Genomic DNA, 16,030 nt, shown 5'->3' with positions numbered 1-16,030 from the left:
CATGCAAACTCCGCACCCCGGGCCGGATTTTTTCCGCGCTGGGCAGGCGCGCGGCGGGGAAGCGGTCGGAGCCAGAGAAATCCGGTCGGGCATTGTCGCATGTCCCGCGCGCCTGCCCAGCGCGGAAAAAATCCGGCCCGGGGTGCGGAGTTTGCATGCTGCAGTGCCATAATGACGGTTGGTATTCATCATTGCCAGCCCGAAACGGGTCAAGGTCGCGGATCAACCGCCATGGCCTTGGCCTCAAGTCCCAAAGCCGCCTCACAAGGGCGCGATCGAGGGGCACCGGAGGTTTTTCGTCAGAGAAATACTGAAAGGTTGTTTGCCATGGAAATCAACAAGGCCGAAATCGCATCCGCCGCGGCTGCCGCCAGTCAACCCCTCGCCGCCGAGCTCATGGGTGCGGAGGTGCTCGTCAAGTGCCTGCAGGCCGAAGGGGTGAAATACGTCTGGGGCTACCCGGGCGGCGCCGTCCTCTACATCTACGACGCGCTCTACAAGCAAGACAGCATCCAGCATGTGCTGGTGCGCCACGAGCAGGCGGCTGTGCATGCGGCCGACGGCTACGCGCGCGCCACCGGCGAAGTCGGCGTGGCGCTGGTCACCAGCGGTCCAGGCGTGACCAATGCCATCACCGGCATCGCCACGGCGTACATGGACTCCATCCCGATGGTCATCATCACCGGGCAGGTGCCCACGGCCGCCATTGGTCTGGACGCGTTCCAGGAGTGCGACACCGTCGGCATCACCCGGCCCATCGTCAAGCACAACTTCTTGGTCAAGGATGTGCGCGATCTGGCCAGCACGATCAAAAAGGCCTTCCACATCGCGCGTACCGGCCGTCCCGGGCCGGTGGTGGTGGACATTCCCAAGGACGTGTCCTTCAAGAAGACCGCGTTCACCGGCTATCCGGAGAGCGTCACGATGCGCTCCTACAACCCGGTGCGCAAGGGCCACGGCGGACAGATCCGCAAGGCGCTGCAACTGTTGCTGAGCGCCAAGCGGCCTTACATCTACACGGGCGGCGGTGTCATTCTGGGCCATGCGGTGTCGGAGTTGCGGGAGCTCGTGGACCTGCTCAACTACCCCGTAACCAACACCCTGATGGGTTTGGGGGCGTTTCCGGCGACCGACCGGCGCTTTTTGGGCATGCTGGGTATGCACGGCACGTTCGAGGCCAACAACGCCATGCAGAACTGCGACGTGCTGCTGGCGGTGGGGGCGCGTTTCGACGATCGCGTCATCGGCAACCCCAAGCACTTCGCCCAGATCGAGCGCAAGATCATCCACATCGATATCGACCCGTCCAGCATCTCCAAGCGCGTCAAGGTGGATGTGCCCATCGTCGGGGATGTCAAGGAAGTGTTGACCGAGCTGATCGCGATGGTGCGCGAAAGCCCGGTCCGTCCGGATGAGCGGGCGCTGGCCGCTTGGTGGGAGACGATCGAGGGCTGGCGCTCGCGCGACTGCCTGCGCTACGACCGCGACAACACCGACGTGATCAAGCCGCAGATGGTCATCGAGACCCTCTGGAACATGACCAAGGATGTCGAGGCCTACATCACCTCGGACGTTGGCCAGCACCAGATGTGGGCGGCGCAGTTCTATAAGTTCGACCAGCCGCGGCGCTGGATCAACTCGGGCGGTCTGGGCACCATGGGCGTGGGCATCCCTTATGCCATGGGCATCAAGCTGGCCAAACCCGAGGCCGAGGTGTTCTGCGTGACAGGGGAAGGCTCGGTGCAGATGTGCATCCAGGAACTGTCCACCTGCCTGCAGTACAACACGCCGATCAAAATCCTGTCACTGAACAACCGCTACTTGGGCATGGTGCGCCAGTGGCAGGAGATCGAGTACTCTGGCCGCTACAGCCACTCCTACATGGATGCGCTGCCCAACTTCGTCAAGCTGGCCGAGGCCTATGGGCATGTCGGCCTGCTCGTGGAGCGGCCGCAGGACGTCGAGCCCGCGCTGCGCGAGGCGCGCAGGCTCAAGGATCGCACGGTGTTCATCGACTTTCGCACCGACCCGACCGAGAATGTCTGGCCCATGGTCCAGGCGGGCAAGGGCATCACCGAGATGCTGCTCGGCAGCGAGGACCTGTGATGCCATCGCAGCGGGTGGCCCCCGGCGTGGGGACGGCCCGCTGACGACGAATCCGAGGAATCTATTGACCGCCAAGCCCGCCCCTTACCGGGGGCGGGGGAGGGCGGCCGAAAAGAGGAATCTCTCCCATGAAACACATCATCGCCGTTCTGCTGGAAAACGAGGCCGGGGCCCTGTCGCGCGTCGTCGGGCTGTTCTCGGCCCGGGGCTACAACATCGAGTCGCTGACGGTGGCGCCGACCGAGGATCCGTCCCTGTCGCGCATGACGATCCAGACGACCGGCTCGGACGACGTCATCGAGCAGATCACCAAGCACCTCAACCGCCTGATCGAGGTCGTCAAAGTCGTCGATCTGACCGAGGGCGCTTACACCGAGCGCGAGCTGATGCTGGTCAAGGTGCGCGCCGTCGGCAAGGAGCGCGAGGAGATGAAGCGCATGGCCGACATCTTCCGCGGCCGCATCATCGACGTGACCGAGAAGAGCTACACCATCGAGCTCACCGGCGACCAGGCCAAGAATGATGCATTTCTGCAAGCCATCGACCGCAGCGCCATTCTAGAGACGGTGCGCACTGGTGCCTGCGGCATCGGCCGCGGCGAGCGCATTCTGCGCGTCTGAACCCACCCCCCTTTTTCACCTGGAGCGAACAATGAAAGTCTTCTACGACAAGGACTGTGACCTGAGCCTGATCAAAGGCAAGACCGTGGCCATCATCGGCTATGGCAGCCAAGGCCACGCGCATGCGCAAAACCTCAACGACAGCGGTGTCAAGGTTGTCGTCGGTTTGCGCAAGGGCGGCGCGTCCTGGGGCAAGGCCGAAAAAGCGGGCCTGACCGTGATGGAGGTCAATGACGCGGTCAAGGCGGCGGATGTCGTGATGATTCTGCTGCCCGACGAGCAGATCGCCGAGGTCTACAACCAGAATGTCGCCCCGCACATCAAACCGGGCGCGTCCCTGGCGTTCGCGCACGGCTTCAATGTGCACTACAACCAGGTGGTGCCGCGCGCCGATCTGGACGTGTGGATGGTCGCGCCCAAGGCCCCGGGCCACACCGTGCGCAGCACCTATCTGCAGGGTGGCGGTGTGCCGCATCTGGTGGCGGTGCACCAGGACAAAAGCGGCAAGGCGCGTGATCTGGCGCTGAGCTATGCCATGGCCAACGGCGGTGGCAAGGCTGGCATCATCGAGACCACCTTCAAGGAAGAGACCGAGACCGACTTGTTCGGCGAGCAGGCCGTGCTGTGCGGTGGCGCGGTGGAACTGGTCAAGATGGGCTTCGAGACGTTGGTCGAAGCCGGCTACGCGCCCGAGATGGCCTATTTCGAGTGTTTGCACGAGTTGAAGCTCATCGTCGACCTGATGTACGAGGGCGGCATTGCCAACATGAACTACTCCATCTCCAACAACGCGGAGTTTGGCGAGTACGTCACCGGGCCCGAGGTGATCAACGAAGAGTCCCGCAAGGCCATGCGCAAGGCGCTGGAGCGCATCCAGAATGGCGATTACGCCAAGATGTTCATCCAGGAAGGCCGCCTGAACTACCCGAGCATGACGGCCCGCCGCCGCAACCTGGCCGCGCACCCGATCGAAGTGGTCGGCGCCCAGTTGCGGGCGATGATGCCCTGGATCGCCAAAAACAAGCTGGTCGATCAGAGCCGCAACTGATGGGTCGCCGGCCGATGGCCGGCCGCTCCCTCCTGAACGCCCGCGTGCGGCACGCCGTGTCCGCCCGCGGGCGTTGTTGCACGGGGGGCGCGTGGGCTGTCCCGCGTGGGCGTACACTTGCGCTCGGCCAGCGCGCGCGTCGCGTCGGGCCAGTCCCCTTGCAGTGGCTTTGGTTCATGCTCGACGGTTCTGACATTTCTCCCTCCCCGGAGGCGCCGCGGCGCGCGAAGGGCATTTATGTTCTGCCCAACTTGGTGACGCTGGCGGCGCTGTTTGGCGGCTTCTACGCCATCGTGATGGCCATGAATGGCCGCTACGATCTGGCCACCAGCGGCATCTTCGTCGCGATGGTGCTGGACAGCCTGGACGGCCGCATCGCGCGCCTGACGCACACGCAGAGCGCCTTCGGCGAGCAAATGGACTCGCTGTCGGACATGGTCTCGTTCGGTGCAGCGCCCGCCTTGGTAGCCTACGAATGGGCGCTGCGCGATCTGGAGCGCTGGGGCTGGATCGCTGCGTTCGTTTACTGCGCCTGTGCGGCGCTGCGGCTGGCGCGCTTTAACGTCAACACGCATGTGGTCGACAAGCGCTATTTCCAAGGCCTGCCATCACCGGCGGCAGCGGCGCTGGTGGCCGGCTTCATTTGGCTTGCCACCGACGCCGGCCACGACGGCGATGGCCTGCAGTGGGCGCTGTTTGCGCTGACGCTGTACGCCGGGCTGACGATGGTGACCAACGTGCCCTTCTACAGCTTCAAGGACCTGAGCCTCAAGCGCAGCGTGCCGTTTGCGACGCTGGTGGCCATCGCGCTGGGCATCGCCGTCATCAACATTCACCCACCGACGGTGCTGTTCGCGCTGTTCGTGCTGTACGGGCTGTCCGGTTACGTCGTGTATGCCGTGCGCAAATCCAAGGGGCGGCCGGTCAGCGTCGTCAGCACATCCACCGACGAACCGGACGAGCGCGGGCTGCACGACTGAGCGGCGAGGCGCAGCCCATCGAGGCGATCGTCATGGTCTATCGCCCGTCCATCGCGCGCGCCGTGCCGCTTGTGTTACATTGAAGCCATGGAAATCGCGTCGATCCGCCTACTGCTGCTACCTCGTTGCGGGCAGGCGGTTTAGCGCGCGCTTCCAAACCCCCACGGCCCGCATGCCCCCCGCTGCGGGCCGTTTGTTTTGCCGGCAGCGCATGGGTTGCGACCACAGCCACCCCTAGCAGGAGTTCCGCCATGACCGACAAGCTGATCATCTTCGACACCACCCTGCGCGACGGCGAGCAGTCCCCGGGCGCCTCAATGACCAAGGACGAAAAGCTCCGCATCGCGCGCCAGCTCGAGCGGCTGCGCGTCGATGTGATCGAGGCGGGCTTTGCGGCCAGTTCCAACGGCGATTTCGAGGCGGTCAAGGCGATTGCCGACACGATCAAGGACTCCACCGTTTGCTCGCTGGCCCGGGCCAACGACCGCGACATCGCGCGCGCAGCCGAGGCGCTGCGCGGGGCCAACCGCGCGCGCATCCACACCTTCATCGCCACCAGTCCGCTGCACATGGAGAAGAAGCTGCGCATGACGCCTGAGCAGGTGCTGGAGCAGGCGCGGCAGGCGGTGCGCTTTGCGCGCGATCTGTGTGCCGATATCGAATTCAGCCCCGAGGACGGCTACCGCAGCGAGCCGGACTTTCTCTGCCGCGTGCTGGAGACGGTAATCGCCGAAGGGGCGACGACCATCAACATCCCGGATACCGTCGGCTATGCGGTGCCGGAGTTGTATGGCCATTTCATCAAGACCCTGCGCGAGCGCATCCCCAACTCCGACAAGGCGATCTGGAGCGTGCACTGCCACAATGACCTGGGCATGGCGGTGGCCAACTCCTTGGCCGGCGTCAAGATCGGTGGGGCGCGCCAGGTCGAATGCACGATCAACGGCCTGGGGGAGCGGGCGGGCAACTGCTCGCTGGAGGAGATCGTCATGGCGGTCAAGACCCGCCGCGATTACTTTGGGCTGGAGGTCGGCATCGACACCACGCAGATCGTGCCCGCCAGCCGCATGGTTAGCCAGACCACGGGCTTCGTCGTGCAGCCGAACAAGGCGGTGGTGGGGGCGAATGCGTTTGCGCATGCCAGCGGCATCCACCAGGACGGCGTACTCAAGGCGCGCGACACCTACGAAATCATGCGCGCCGAGGACGTGGGCTGGAGTGCGAACAAGATCGTGCTGGGCAAGCTGTCGGGGCGCAACGCTTTCAAGCAGCGCCTGCAGGAGCTGGGCATCGAGATGGAGTCCGAGACGGACCTCAACACGGCCTTTGCCAAGTTCAAAGAGCTGGCCGATCGTAAGGCCGAAATCTTTGACGAGGACATTCTGGCGCTGGTTAGCGACGAGAGCGTCACGCCGGAGAAGGAGCAGTACGGCCTGGTGTCGCTGTCGCAGCACTCTGAGACCGGCGAGCGCCCACACGCGCGCGTCGTCTTTACCATCGACGGCAAGGAGTATGTGGGCGAGGCCGACGGCAACGGGCCGGTGGACGCCAGCATCAAGGCCATCGAGTCGCACGTCAAGAGTGGCGCGGAGCTGCTGCTGTACTCGGTCAACGCCATCACCAGCGGCTCCACCGAGTCGCAGGGCGAGGTGACGATTCGCCTGCAGCACGGCGGGCGCGTGGTCAACGGCGTGGGGGCCGATCCGGACATCGTCGTCGCTTCGGCCAAGGCCTATTTGTCGGCTCTCAACAAGCTGCACAGCAAGGTCGATCGCGTTGCCGCGCAGGGCTGAGCGGGCGTTGCGCCGGGGCTGGACGGTGGGCGCGGCCCCGGTGTTGTGGAAACGGCTCAAACATTTTGCCTAACACGGTGTCGAAAAGGGTGTTTTGAGCGATCAATCCCCTATACTGCCAACCTTGTCGATGGCTATGGGGCCGACACCATGTACAAGACGCTGTTGTGGGGCGCGCGGGCGCTGGCGCTCGCTCTGGTCGGATGGGGTTTGAGTCTGCCGCCGCACGCGGCGCACGCGGCGGCCGTGGCGGTGAGCGCAAAGGCGGACCGCGCCAAACCCCCGGCCAAGGCGCGGGCCAAAGCTGCCAAGGCCGCGCCGCGCGCCAAACATCGGGTGCAACGAGGGGTCGATCGCCAAGCCGCATCGGCCAAGCCTGTGGCCTCCAAGGCGCAGACGGCGCTTTCCGCCGCCGCGGCACCGCGCGCGGCTGCCGCGCCCATGTCGCGGACACGCGCGACGCTGGTATCCGTGTCTGCAGGGGCGGCCGCGTTCTCGGGTACAGCGTTGGCGTCCGTGCCGGCATCGGGTGGGGCGGACGACGCGCATGCACTGTCGCTCGATCCGGTGCGCCTCAACTCCAACGCCGTGCTGGTCGTCGACCGCGACACCAACGCGGTGCTGGTCGGCAAGAATGACGCGGCGGTGCTGCCCATCGCGTCGCTAACCAAACTGATGACCGGGCTGGTGATCGCCGACGCCGGTCTGCCGATGGATGAAATCCTCACCATCACGGCGGACGACGTTGATCGCCTCAAGGGCAGCGGATCGCGCCTAGCGGTGGGCACGCGCCTGTCGCGGGCCGAGGCCCTGCACCTCGCCCTCATGTCCAGCGAGAACCGCGCGGCCCATGCGCTGGGGCGGACCTATCCGGGGGGCATTCCTGCGTTCGTTGCGGCCATGAACCGCAAGGCGGCCGAGTTGGGTATGGGCGCCACCCGCTTCGTCGAGCCCACCGGCCTGTCCAGCGACAACCAGTCCAGCCCACGCGATCTGGCGCGGCTCGTGTCCGCCGCGGCCGAGCGTCCGGTGCTGCGCGAGTTGACCACATCGCCCGAGTACGAACTGGCCAGCGGCCGGCGCGTGGTGCATTACCGCAACAGCAACAAGCTGGTGCGCGAAAGCGAGTGGGACATCCTGCTGCAAAAGACCGGCTACATCCGCGAGGCCGGTCGCTGTGTCGCCATGCAGGTGCGGCTGGCGGGGCGCGACCTGATCATGGTGCTGATGGATGCCACGGATTCGTCGGCGCGCTGGACGGATGCGGAGCGCTTGCTGCGCTGGCTGGAGCAGTCGTTGCTGCGTTCCGGGGCGGGCAAGCGCGAGACGCTGATGCCGGAGCGCCTGTCGCAGCCGTGGGACGCAAACGCCGATCCCGTGGCGGATCGTTGGACCGAACGCCTGCCGGGGTGAGGCCAGCCGCGCCACGCCGATGGGACGGGGACAGACGAGGGTCGGTCGGGCGAGGGCTGGTCAGGAGCGCTCGCCGCGATAGCCGAGCGCGGCGCTGATTTCGGCCGCGGTGGCCTGGAGCTTGGGCAGCCAGCTCTCGTCGATGCGGTTGGCGGGGGCGGAGATCGACAGGCCCGCGACGAGCCGCCCTTGGTCGTCGTGGATGCCGGCGGCCATGCAGCGCACGCCGGGCTCGAGCTCCTCGTTGTCGCGCGCCACCCCGAGTCGCCGACACAGGGCCAACTCTTTCTCCAGAACCGGCAGTTGGGTGATGCTGTTGGGGGTGTTGCCAGCCAGCCCGGTGCGGGTGGCATAGGCGCGCAGGCGCTGCGGGTCCTCTTGCGCGAGGAACAGTTTGCCCACGGAGGTCAGATGCAGCGGCGCCCGCCCCCCGATGGCGCGCACCACCTGCATGCCCGAGCGCTCGCTGTAGGCACGCTCGATGTAGACGATCTCGTCACCCTGGCGCACGCTCAGGTTGACCGGCTGCTGGATTTGGCGGTGCAGCTCGCGCATCGGACCGACGGCGACTTCACGCACATCCAGCCGCGCCTTGACGAGGTTGCCCAACTCCAGCAGGCGTAGGCCCAGCCGATACATGCCAGGTTCGGGGCGCTCCACGAAGCGGCCGATCGCCAGGTCGTTGAGGATGCGGTGGGCGGTGGAGGGGTGCAAACCGGTTTCTTCGCCCAGCGTTTTGAGCGACACGGGATCCTCGTGCCGCGACAGGACGTCGAGCAGGGCGAACATGCGCTCGAGCACCTGCACGCTGGGCCGTGGAGGGATGGGGTCGTGCGTTCGGCGCATGGGAATGCGTTGTAAGCCCTGGCAAAACATTTTATCAAATGAAATGGAGACGCGCTGACCCACGGCGGCGAGTGCGGCGAGAAGGCTTCCAACGTCCGTTTCACAGATTTTTCAAAAAGCCCTCATACCCTGCATCGGGATGCCGCGTCGGTGCAGGTTGCCTGCGGTGCATTTTCGTTTTTACAAAGGAGCGTCGATCCATGTCACTCAAGCGTATCCTGTTGGCCTGCACCTTGGCCCTTGCGGGCGCCGCGTCGGCTCAACAGGCCCCGACCGAAATCCACATGTGGATGGGTTTGACGGGGCCATCGGGTGAGCTGCTCAGTCGCTTCGGTGACGACTTCAACAAGTCGCAGAACGAATACCGCGTGGTCGTGTCGTTCAAAGGGCAGTACCCCGAGCAGCGCGCCGCGGCCGTGGCCGCATTCCGTGCCGGCAACCCGCCGCACATCATGCAAATGTTCGATGCCGGCTCCGGCGACATGGTCCAAGCCCGCGGCGCCATCATCCCGGTCTCCGAGGTGTTCAAGCGCGCCAACATCCGCTTCGATCCGGCCGATTTCATCGCCCCGGCGCGCGGCTACTACGGCCTGCCCAATGGGGATCTGCTGTCCATGCCGTTCAATGTTTCCACTGCCGTGCTGTTCTACAACAAGGACGCGTTCCGCAAGGCCGGCCTCAACCCCGACAAGCCGCCACGCACTTGGCCGGAGCTGATCGACGCTGCAGGCAAGATCCGAGCCACCAACGCCGCGCCGTGCGGCTTCACCACCACATGGCTGGCCTGGGTCATGCTGGAGCAGTTCAGCTCGCGCCACAACCTGCAGATGGGCACGCTGGGCAACGGCCGTGGCGGCTTGGGCACCAGTCTGACCGTGACCAACCCCATGAACGAACGCATGGTCCAGACCCTGATGGACATGCAGCAGGACAAGCGCTTTGACTACGGTGGGCGCTCCAACGACGCGGCGGCCAAGTTCATCAGCGGCGAATGCGCCATGCTGACCCAGTCCTCCGGTGGGCTCGGCGCTATCGCGCGCGACGCCAAGTTCGAATTCGGCACCGCCCAACTGCCCTATTGGCCCGATGTGAAAGGCGCGCCCTATGCCACCACCATCGGCGGTGCATCCCTGTGGGTGTTCAACGCGCCCAACCGCACCGACCACGAATTCCGTGGTGTGGCCAAGTTCCTCGACTTCCTGCGCTCCGACAAGGTCATGACCGAGTGGGCCAAGACCACGGGCTTTCTGCCGGCCACCAACAGCGCCTTCAAAGCGATGAAGGATGAAGGCTTCTTCGAGAAAAATCCTGGCCGCGATGTGCCCATCCTCTCGCTGATCGAGGGTGCCAAGGGCGAGCACACCAACGGTTATCGCTTCGGTCGCTGGACTGAGATCCGCGATGTCTACCACGAGGAGGTCGAGCGCGCCCTGCAGGGCCGTCAGAGCGCCAAGCAGGCGATGGTCAACTTCGAACGCCGCGGCAACGCCCTGCTGCGCGCTTTCGAGCGTTCGGCCAACTGATCGAAGCCGGGGTCGGCACGGCGCCGGCCGTTTCATTCGCCAAGTGACCACCCCTCGGTGAGGGGTGCTTGGTTTTATGCAAAGAAAAGTCATGTTCCCCAGCCGCTGGCTGCCCTATGTGCTGCTGGCCCCCCAACTGGCGGTAACGTTGGTTTTCTTTATCTGGCCCAGTGCCCAGGCCGTGATGATGGCCTTCCAGCAGCAGGATCCCTTCGGTCTGGCGGTGCGCTGGGTCGGGTTGGAGAATTTCCAGGCCGTACTCGCCGATCCGGCTTACTACGACTCGGTGGTGCGCACGCTGGTGTTTTCCGCCGCCGTGACCGTCTTGGCCCTCGTGCCGGCGCTGGCGCTGGCCGTCGCCGCCGATGCCCTCATCCGTGGGCGCGGCGCCTATACCACCGGGCTGATGGTGCCGTACTCGATTGCGCCGGCCATCGCGGGCGTGCTGTGGCTGTTCATGTTCACTCCGTCCATCGGTGTGGTCGCTCACGCCCTGCGCGGCCTCGGCGTGGAGTGGAACCCAACGCTCGATGGAACCGACGCGATGATCCTGGTCATTCTGGCTTCGGCGTGGAAGCAGACTGCCTACAACTTTCTGTTCTTCCTCGCGGGTCTGCAGTCGATCCCGCGGTCGTTGCTGGAAGCGGCGGCCATCGATGGCGCCGGTCCCTGGTATCGCTTCCGCACCATCGTCTTTCCGTTGCTGTCGCCTACCACGTTCTTCTTGCTGGTGGTCGGGCTGGTCTATGCCTTCTTCGACACCTTTGGTGTGATCCACGCCGTGACCGCTGGCGGGCCGGCCAAGGCCACCGAAATCCTGGTCTACAAGGTGTACTACGACGGCATCGTGGCCATGGATCTGGGCGGCTCGGCGGCGCAGTCCGTGTTGCTGATGCTGCTGGTCATCGGCCTGACGCTGGTGCAGTTTCGCTTCGTCGAACGCAAGGTGCATTACGCATGAAAACGCTTGCCGCCGCGTCGGCGAACCGATCCCAATGGTTCGCCCACCTCGTGCTGTGGGTCGGCCTGGCCATCACGGCCTTTCCGCTTTACCTGGCTTTCGTGGCCTCCACGCTCAGCAATCCAGAGATTGCCCAGGCGCCCATGCCGCTGCTGCCGGGTGAGCACGGCTGGGCGAACTACCGTCAGGCGTTGATCGACGGCCTGGGAGGAACTCACCTGTCGCCGCCGGTGTGGACCATGCTGCGCAACAGTCTAGCCATGGCGTTGGTCATTGCCGTGGGCAAGATCGTGGTGTCGATCCTGTCGGCCTATGCGGTGGTGTTTTTCCGCTTCCCGGGGCGCATGCTGTTGTTCTGGCTCATCTTTATCACGCTCATGTTGCCGGTGGAAGTGCGCATCCTGCCCACCTATCAGGTGGTGACCGAGTTGGGCCTCATCAACACCTTTGCCGGACTCACGCTGCCGTTGATGGTGTCGGCCACGGCCACGCTGCTGTTTCGCCAGTTCTTTCTGACCTTGCCGGATGAACTGGTCGAGGCCGCCAAGATCGACGGCGCTGGCCCGCTGCGCTTTTTCTGGGACGTGGTACTGCCGTTGACGCGCGTGCAAATCGCCGCGCTGTTCGTCATTCTGTTCGTGTACGGCTGGAACCAGTACCTCTGGCCCCTGCTCATCGTCACCGACATCCACCTCGACACCATCGTCGTGGGCATCGCCAAGATGATCGGCACCGGCGACGCCACCACCGACTGGAATCTGGTCATGGCCACCACCGTGCTGGCCCTGCTGCCGCCTGCGCTGGTGGTGGTGCTGATGCAGAAATGGTTCGTCCGCGGTTTGGTGGACAGCGAAAAATAAGGATACAACGTGGCTTCTCTTGGATTCCAACAAGTAGTCAAACGCTATGGGGTTGGCCCGGCTGCCGTGCAGGTGATTCATGGCTTGGATGCACAGATCCAGGATGGCGAATTCGTCGTCATCGTCGGCCCATCGGGCTGCGGCAAGAGCACGCTGTTGCGCATGGTCGCGGGTCTGGAAGACATCACGGGTGGGGAGATCACCATCGGCGGGCGAACCGTCAACCACATCGAGCCGGCCAAGCGCGACATTGCCATGGTGTTTCAGAACTACGCGCTCTATCCCCACATGAGCGTGTTCGACAACATGGCCTACGGCCTTCGCATTCGGCGCCTGCCGGGGGCCGAGGTGCGTGCCCGCGTGGAAGCGGCGGCCAAGATGTTGGAACTTTCGGAGCTGTTGCAACGTCGCCCCAGCCAGCTCTCGGGCGGGCAGCGCCAGCGCGTCGCCATGGGCCGCGCCATCGTGCGCCAGCCGCAAGTGTTCCTGTTTGATGAACCCCTGTCCAACCTCGACGCCAAGCTGCGTGCCCAGACCCGGCTGGAAATCCAGAAACTGCACCGCACGCTGGGCATCACCTCGCTGTTCGTTACGCATGACCAAGTGGAGGCGATGACCCTCGCGCAGCGCGTGATGGTGATGAACGGCGGCCGCATGGAGCAGTTTGGCACGCCCGAGGAGGTGTACCGTCGTCCGGCCAGCCTGTTCGTGGCCGGCTTCATGGGGGCACCGCCCATGAACTTGCTGCGCCACGCCCCCGGAGTACCGGCCGGCACGGTTTGGGGTATTCGGCCCGAGCACCTGCAGTGGGACGAGCAGGGTTGGGCTTGCGTGGTCGATTCCATCGAGCTGCTGGGCGCCGAGCGCTTGCTGCATTTGCGCTTGGGCCAGGAGAACCTGACCATGCGCATCCCGGCGCAGGAGGCCTGCCCCGCACTGGGCGAGACGGTTCGCGTTCGCCCCCTCGAGGCTTGCATTCACGGGTTCGACGTCAGCACGGGCCTGCGCCGCGTATGAGCACTGCACAGCCAACCCCATGGCCCTATCCCCTGTGGATCGCGCACCGTGGCGCAGGAAAGGACGCGCCGGAAAACACCCTTGCAGCCTTCCAGCGCGGCTGGGAGGCGGGTTTTCGCATGTTCGAATGCGACGTCAAGCTCAGCGCCGACGGCGTGCCTTACCTGCTGCACGATGCCACGTTGGACCGCACCACCAACGGCCGCGGGCCGGTCGAGCATCTGACTTGGGACGATTTGGCGCGGCTCGACGCCGGCGGCTGGCATTCGGCGCGCTACGCGGGCGAGCGACTGTTGCGGCTCGACCAACTCGCTGCTTGGTGTGAGGCGCGCGGCGCGCTGGTGAATCTGGAAATCAAGCCGGTGCCCGGTCACGAAACGGCCACCGGCGCGGCCGTGGCCCGCGCCGCCCAGACGCTGTGGGCTCGGGCGGCCGTGCCGCCGCTGCTCACCTCGTTTCAGCCCCATGCCCTGCAGGCCGCCCTGCAGGCCGCTCCCGAACTGCCGCGCGGCCTGCTGCTGGAAAGTCCCTGGCCTGGCTGGGAGGGCGTGGCCGAGGCGCTGCAGTTCGTGGCGTTGGTGTGTCACCACCGGCTGATTGACGCGGCCCTCATGCAGACCGCGCAGCGCCACGGCTGGCGCATGCTCAGCTACACCGTCAACGACGTGGCCAAGGCCAGGCGCTTGCGCCAACTGGGCGTCGAGGGCCTGATCACCGACGTCATGCACCTGCCGTCCTCGGTCTGAGCCCGCCGCCATGCGACGATCCGCTCGGTGGGCCCGATTGGCCGGGGCTGGCGTGTTCGACCTCGCCGTCGTCGGGGGTGGTGCCACCGGCCTGGGCGTGGCGCTGGATGCGGCGCTGCGCGGATTTTCCGTGACGCTGCTGGAGTCCCACGACTTTGGCAGCGGCACCTCCTCGCGCTCCACCAAGCTGCTGCACGGTGGCGTGCGCTACCTGGCCCAGGGCCATCTGGGGCTGGTGCGCGAGGCCTTGGCCGAACGCGCCACCGTGATGCGGCTGGCCCCCCATCTGGCCCAGCCGCTGCCGTTCGTGATGCCGGCGTTGCGTTGGTGGCACGCCCCGTTTTATGGCCTGGGCCTGAAGTTTTACGACGTGCTGGCCGGCCCGGCGCGCTTGGGACGCACACGCTGGCTGTCGCGGGCGCAGACCCTGGCCGCTTTGCCCGGCGTGCGGGCCGAAGGCCTGCGCGGCGGCGTGCGCTACTGGGACGGCCAGTTCGACGACGCGCGGCTGGTCTCGCCCAGCCAGGGCGTGCATCTGGTCGTCAGCCGCGACTTCATGCCCGGCGAAGAGGCGCTGCTCGTGCCCCGCACGCAGGATGGGCGGGTGCTCTTTGCCGTGCCCTGGATGGGGGCTCTCGTTTTGGGTACCACCGACACCCCCCGCTCGGACTTGCCGCGCGAGCCACAGCCGTTCGATGCCGAGCTGGACTTCCTTCTCAGCGAGGCCACCCGGGTGCTGAGCCGCCCGGTGCGCCGTGCCGACATCCGCAGCCAATGGGTGGGGCTGCGCCCGCTCGTCGCTCCACCGACGAAAGCCGCTAGGGGTGGCACACAAGCCCTCTCGCGCGAGCACACCATCGTGACCGATCCGAATGGCCTGCTCACCGCCACCGGAGGCAAGTGGACCACCTACCGCGCCATGGCCGAAGACGTGTTGCAAGCCTGTTTCGATCGCGCTTGGCTGCCCTTGAGGCCCGCAGGCGCCAGCGCCCGCTATCCGCTGGTGGGCGCTGCGGCGCTGGGTGCCCAAGGCGTGCCGTTGCACCGTCCCCCGGGCCCACACCTGTACGGCAGCGAGTGGCCCGACGTGCTGGCCTGTCCCGGGGCCGATCGGCAGCTCGGCTTTGGCCTCACGGAAGCCATGGTGCGCTTCGCCGCCCGAGAAGAACACGCCTGCACCGTGGAAGACATGCTTGCGCGCCGCTGGCGGGTGCTGTTTCTGGACGCCGCTGCGGCTGCCGAGATGGCCCCTGCCGTGGCCGCCATTCTGCAGGAAGAAACGCAGCTGGACCCGGGCCTTTCAGCCTTCCTGCAACTGGCGGCCGCCTACCGGCCGCGCTAGCCGGGGCGCTGCCACCGCAGACCCTCAGGACACCGTGCACCAGCGTCCGTCCTGGTACAGCTCGTACGGACGAAAGCGCACCTTGTAGGCCATTTTGGGGCTGTCCGCTATCCAATACCCCAGGTACACATAGGGCAGGTGCAGGCGGCGGGCCTGCTCGATCTGCCACAGCACGCCGTAGGTCCCTAGCGAGCCGGGCCAGTCCGGGTCGTAAAAGGTGTAGACCGCGGACAGACCGTCGTCGAGCAGGTCGATCAAGGACACCATCACCAGCCGGTCCGGGTTGTCGGCGTCACCGTGCGCCCAAAACTCCACCAGTCGCGAATTGACGTGGCTTTGCAGCAGGAATTGGCTGTACTGCTCGACGCTGTCGTGATCCATACCACCGCCCGCGTGGCGGCCGCGCTGGTAACGCAGGTACAGGGCGTAGTGCGCGGGCGAATAGCCCAGGCGCATGACCCGCGCGTGCAGCGGGGCGTGCTCACGCCAGGCGCGGCGCTGGCTGCGGTTGGGGGTGAACTCTGCGGCGCGCACGCGCAAAGGGATGCAGGCCTGGCAGCCATCGCAATGGGGCCGGTAGGTGAACAGGCCGCTGCGCCGAAACCCGCTGGCTACGAGGCGGGAGTAGGTCTCGCCCTGGATGAGGTGGCTGGGGGTGGCCACCTGCGAGCGCGCCAGCCGCTGCGGCAGATAGCTGCACGGGTACGGCGCCGTGGCATAGAAGTGCACGGCGGTCAGGGGCAATTCGTGCAGGCGGGTCACGGGGGTGTGGAGG

At 65.8% G+C, this 16,030-nt stretch carries 14 protein-coding genes; 12 read left to right on the top strand and 2 right to left on the bottom strand.

The window, feature by feature from the left end:
• Positions 1 to 327 precede the first annotated feature (327 nt).
• From V7026_RS08145 to V7026_RS08120, 6 genes are all read left to right on the top strand, one after another.
• Positions 328 to 2,106 (top strand): acetolactate synthase 3 catalytic subunit, encoded by a 1,779-nt coding sequence (locus V7026_RS08145; protein WP_334154890.1) that lies wholly within the window; start codon positions 328 to 330, stop codon positions 2,104 to 2,106.
• A 128-nt stretch (positions 2,107 to 2,234) separates the two neighbouring features.
• Positions 2,235 to 2,726, top strand: a complete 492-nt coding sequence (gene ilvN, locus V7026_RS08140; RefSeq protein WP_068609423.1) for an acetolactate synthase small subunit — start codon at positions 2,235 to 2,237, stop codon at positions 2,724 to 2,726.
• 31 nt (positions 2,727 to 2,757) lie between these two features.
• Positions 2,758 to 3,774, top strand: coding sequence for a ketol-acid reductoisomerase (gene ilvC, locus V7026_RS08135; protein WP_334154889.1), 1,017 nt, complete (start codon positions 2,758 to 2,760; stop codon positions 3,772 to 3,774).
• Between the two features lie 176 nt (positions 3,775 to 3,950).
• Positions 3,951 to 4,754 carry a CDP-diacylglycerol--serine O-phosphatidyltransferase gene (gene pssA, locus V7026_RS08130; protein ID WP_334154888.1) on the top strand — a complete coding sequence of 268 codons (804 nt, stop codon included), beginning with the start codon at positions 3,951 to 3,953 and terminating at the stop codon, positions 4,752 to 4,754.
• Between the two features lie 251 nt (positions 4,755 to 5,005).
• Positions 5,006 to 6,547 carry a 2-isopropylmalate synthase gene (locus tag V7026_RS08125; protein WP_334154887.1) on the top strand — a complete coding sequence of 514 codons (1,542 nt, stop codon included), beginning with the start codon at positions 5,006 to 5,008 and terminating at the stop codon, positions 6,545 to 6,547.
• A 150-nt stretch (positions 6,548 to 6,697) separates the two neighbouring features.
• Positions 6,698 to 7,960, top strand: a complete 1,263-nt coding sequence (locus V7026_RS08120) for a serine hydrolase (protein ID WP_334154886.1) — start codon at positions 6,698 to 6,700, stop codon at positions 7,958 to 7,960.
• 60 nt (positions 7,961 to 8,020) lie between these two features.
• Here the strand turns inward: V7026_RS08120 and V7026_RS08115 are convergent, their stop codons facing one another.
• Positions 8,021 to 8,806, bottom strand: a complete 786-nt coding sequence (locus tag V7026_RS08115) for an IclR family transcriptional regulator (RefSeq protein ID WP_334154885.1) — start codon at positions 8,804 to 8,806, stop codon at positions 8,021 to 8,023.
• A gap of 200 nt (positions 8,807 to 9,006) precedes the next feature.
• On the opposite strand from V7026_RS08115, the gene ugpB reads away from it, so the two are divergent.
• From ugpB to V7026_RS08085, 6 genes are all read left to right on the top strand, one after another.
• Entirely contained in the window at positions 9,007 to 10,329 is a 1,323-nt protein-coding gene (gene ugpB / locus V7026_RS08110) for a sn-glycerol-3-phosphate ABC transporter substrate-binding protein UgpB (protein WP_334154884.1), read from the top strand.
• Between the two features lie 76 nt (positions 10,330 to 10,405).
• Positions 10,406 to 11,290 carry a sn-glycerol-3-phosphate ABC transporter permease UgpA gene (ugpA, locus tag V7026_RS08105; protein ID WP_334154883.1) on the top strand — a complete coding sequence of 295 codons (885 nt, stop codon included), beginning with the start codon at positions 10,406 to 10,408 and terminating at the stop codon, positions 11,288 to 11,290.
• On the top strand, positions 11,287 to 12,150 hold the full coding sequence (gene ugpE, locus V7026_RS08100) for a sn-glycerol-3-phosphate ABC transporter permease UgpE (protein WP_334154882.1): 864 nt from the start codon (positions 11,287 to 11,289) through the stop codon (positions 12,148 to 12,150). Before ugpA ends, ugpE begins: the two co-directional genes overlap by 4 nt.
• Before the next feature lie 9 nt (positions 12,151 to 12,159).
• Positions 12,160 to 13,167 (top strand): sn-glycerol-3-phosphate ABC transporter ATP-binding protein UgpC, encoded by a 1,008-nt coding sequence (gene ugpC / locus V7026_RS08095; RefSeq protein WP_334154881.1) that lies wholly within the window; start codon positions 12,160 to 12,162, stop codon positions 13,165 to 13,167.
• Positions 13,164 to 13,913, top strand: coding sequence for a glycerophosphodiester phosphodiesterase (ugpQ, locus tag V7026_RS08090; RefSeq protein WP_334154880.1), 750 nt, complete (start codon positions 13,164 to 13,166; stop codon positions 13,911 to 13,913). Before ugpC ends, ugpQ begins: the two co-directional genes overlap by 4 nt.
• A 10-nt stretch (positions 13,914 to 13,923) precedes the next feature.
• Complete coding sequence (locus V7026_RS08085; RefSeq protein WP_334154879.1) at positions 13,924 to 15,255, top strand: glycerol-3-phosphate dehydrogenase/oxidase; 1,332 nt, start codon at positions 13,924 to 13,926, stop codon at positions 15,253 to 15,255.
• A gap of 24 nt (positions 15,256 to 15,279) precedes the next feature.
• Here the strand turns inward: V7026_RS08085 and V7026_RS08080 are convergent, their stop codons facing one another.
• Entirely contained in the window at positions 15,280 to 16,017 is a 738-nt protein-coding gene (locus V7026_RS08080) for an arginyltransferase (protein ID WP_334154891.1), read from the bottom strand.
• Positions 16,018 to 16,030: the final 13 nt, after the last annotated feature.

The sequence above is a fragment of the Tepidimonas sp. genome, from assembly GCF_036825565.1.
Classification (GTDB): Bacteria; Pseudomonadota; Gammaproteobacteria; order Burkholderiales; family Burkholderiaceae_C; genus Tepidimonas.
This window is presented reverse-complemented; position numbering and strand designations above follow the sequence as displayed.

What these genes read in the sequence shown, in the direction of transcription:
- V7026_RS08145 (WP_334154890.1), top strand. Translation starts at nt 328, where the DNA reads ATGGAAATCAACAAGGCCGAAATCGCATCCGCCGCGGCTGCCGCCAGT.
- ilvN (WP_068609423.1), top strand. Translation starts at nt 2,235, where the DNA reads ATGAAACACATCATCGCCGTTCTGCTGGAAAACGAGGCCGGGGCCCTG.
- ilvC (WP_334154889.1), top strand. Translation starts at nt 2,758, where the DNA reads ATGAAAGTCTTCTACGACAAGGACTGTGACCTGAGCCTGATCAAAGGC.
- pssA (WP_334154888.1), top strand. Translation starts at nt 3,951, where the DNA reads ATGCTCGACGGTTCTGACATTTCTCCCTCCCCGGAGGCGCCGCGGCGC.
- V7026_RS08125 (WP_334154887.1), top strand. Translation starts at nt 5,006, where the DNA reads ATGACCGACAAGCTGATCATCTTCGACACCACCCTGCGCGACGGCGAG.
- V7026_RS08120 (WP_334154886.1), top strand. Translation starts at nt 6,698, where the DNA reads ATGTACAAGACGCTGTTGTGGGGCGCGCGGGCGCTGGCGCTCGCTCTG.
- V7026_RS08115 (WP_334154885.1), bottom strand. Translation starts at nt 8,806, where the DNA reads ATGCGCCGAACGCACGACCCCATCCCTCCACGGCCCAGCGTGCAGGTG.
- ugpB (WP_334154884.1), top strand. Translation starts at nt 9,007, where the DNA reads ATGTCACTCAAGCGTATCCTGTTGGCCTGCACCTTGGCCCTTGCGGGC.
- ugpA (WP_334154883.1), top strand. Translation starts at nt 10,406, where the DNA reads ATGCAAAGAAAAGTCATGTTCCCCAGCCGCTGGCTGCCCTATGTGCTG.
- ugpE (WP_334154882.1), top strand. Translation starts at nt 11,287, where the DNA reads ATGAAAACGCTTGCCGCCGCGTCGGCGAACCGATCCCAATGGTTCGCC.
- ugpQ (WP_334154880.1), top strand. Translation starts at nt 13,164, where the DNA reads ATGAGCACTGCACAGCCAACCCCATGGCCCTATCCCCTGTGGATCGCG.
- V7026_RS08085 (WP_334154879.1), top strand. Translation starts at nt 13,924, where the DNA reads ATGCGACGATCCGCTCGGTGGGCCCGATTGGCCGGGGCTGGCGTGTTC.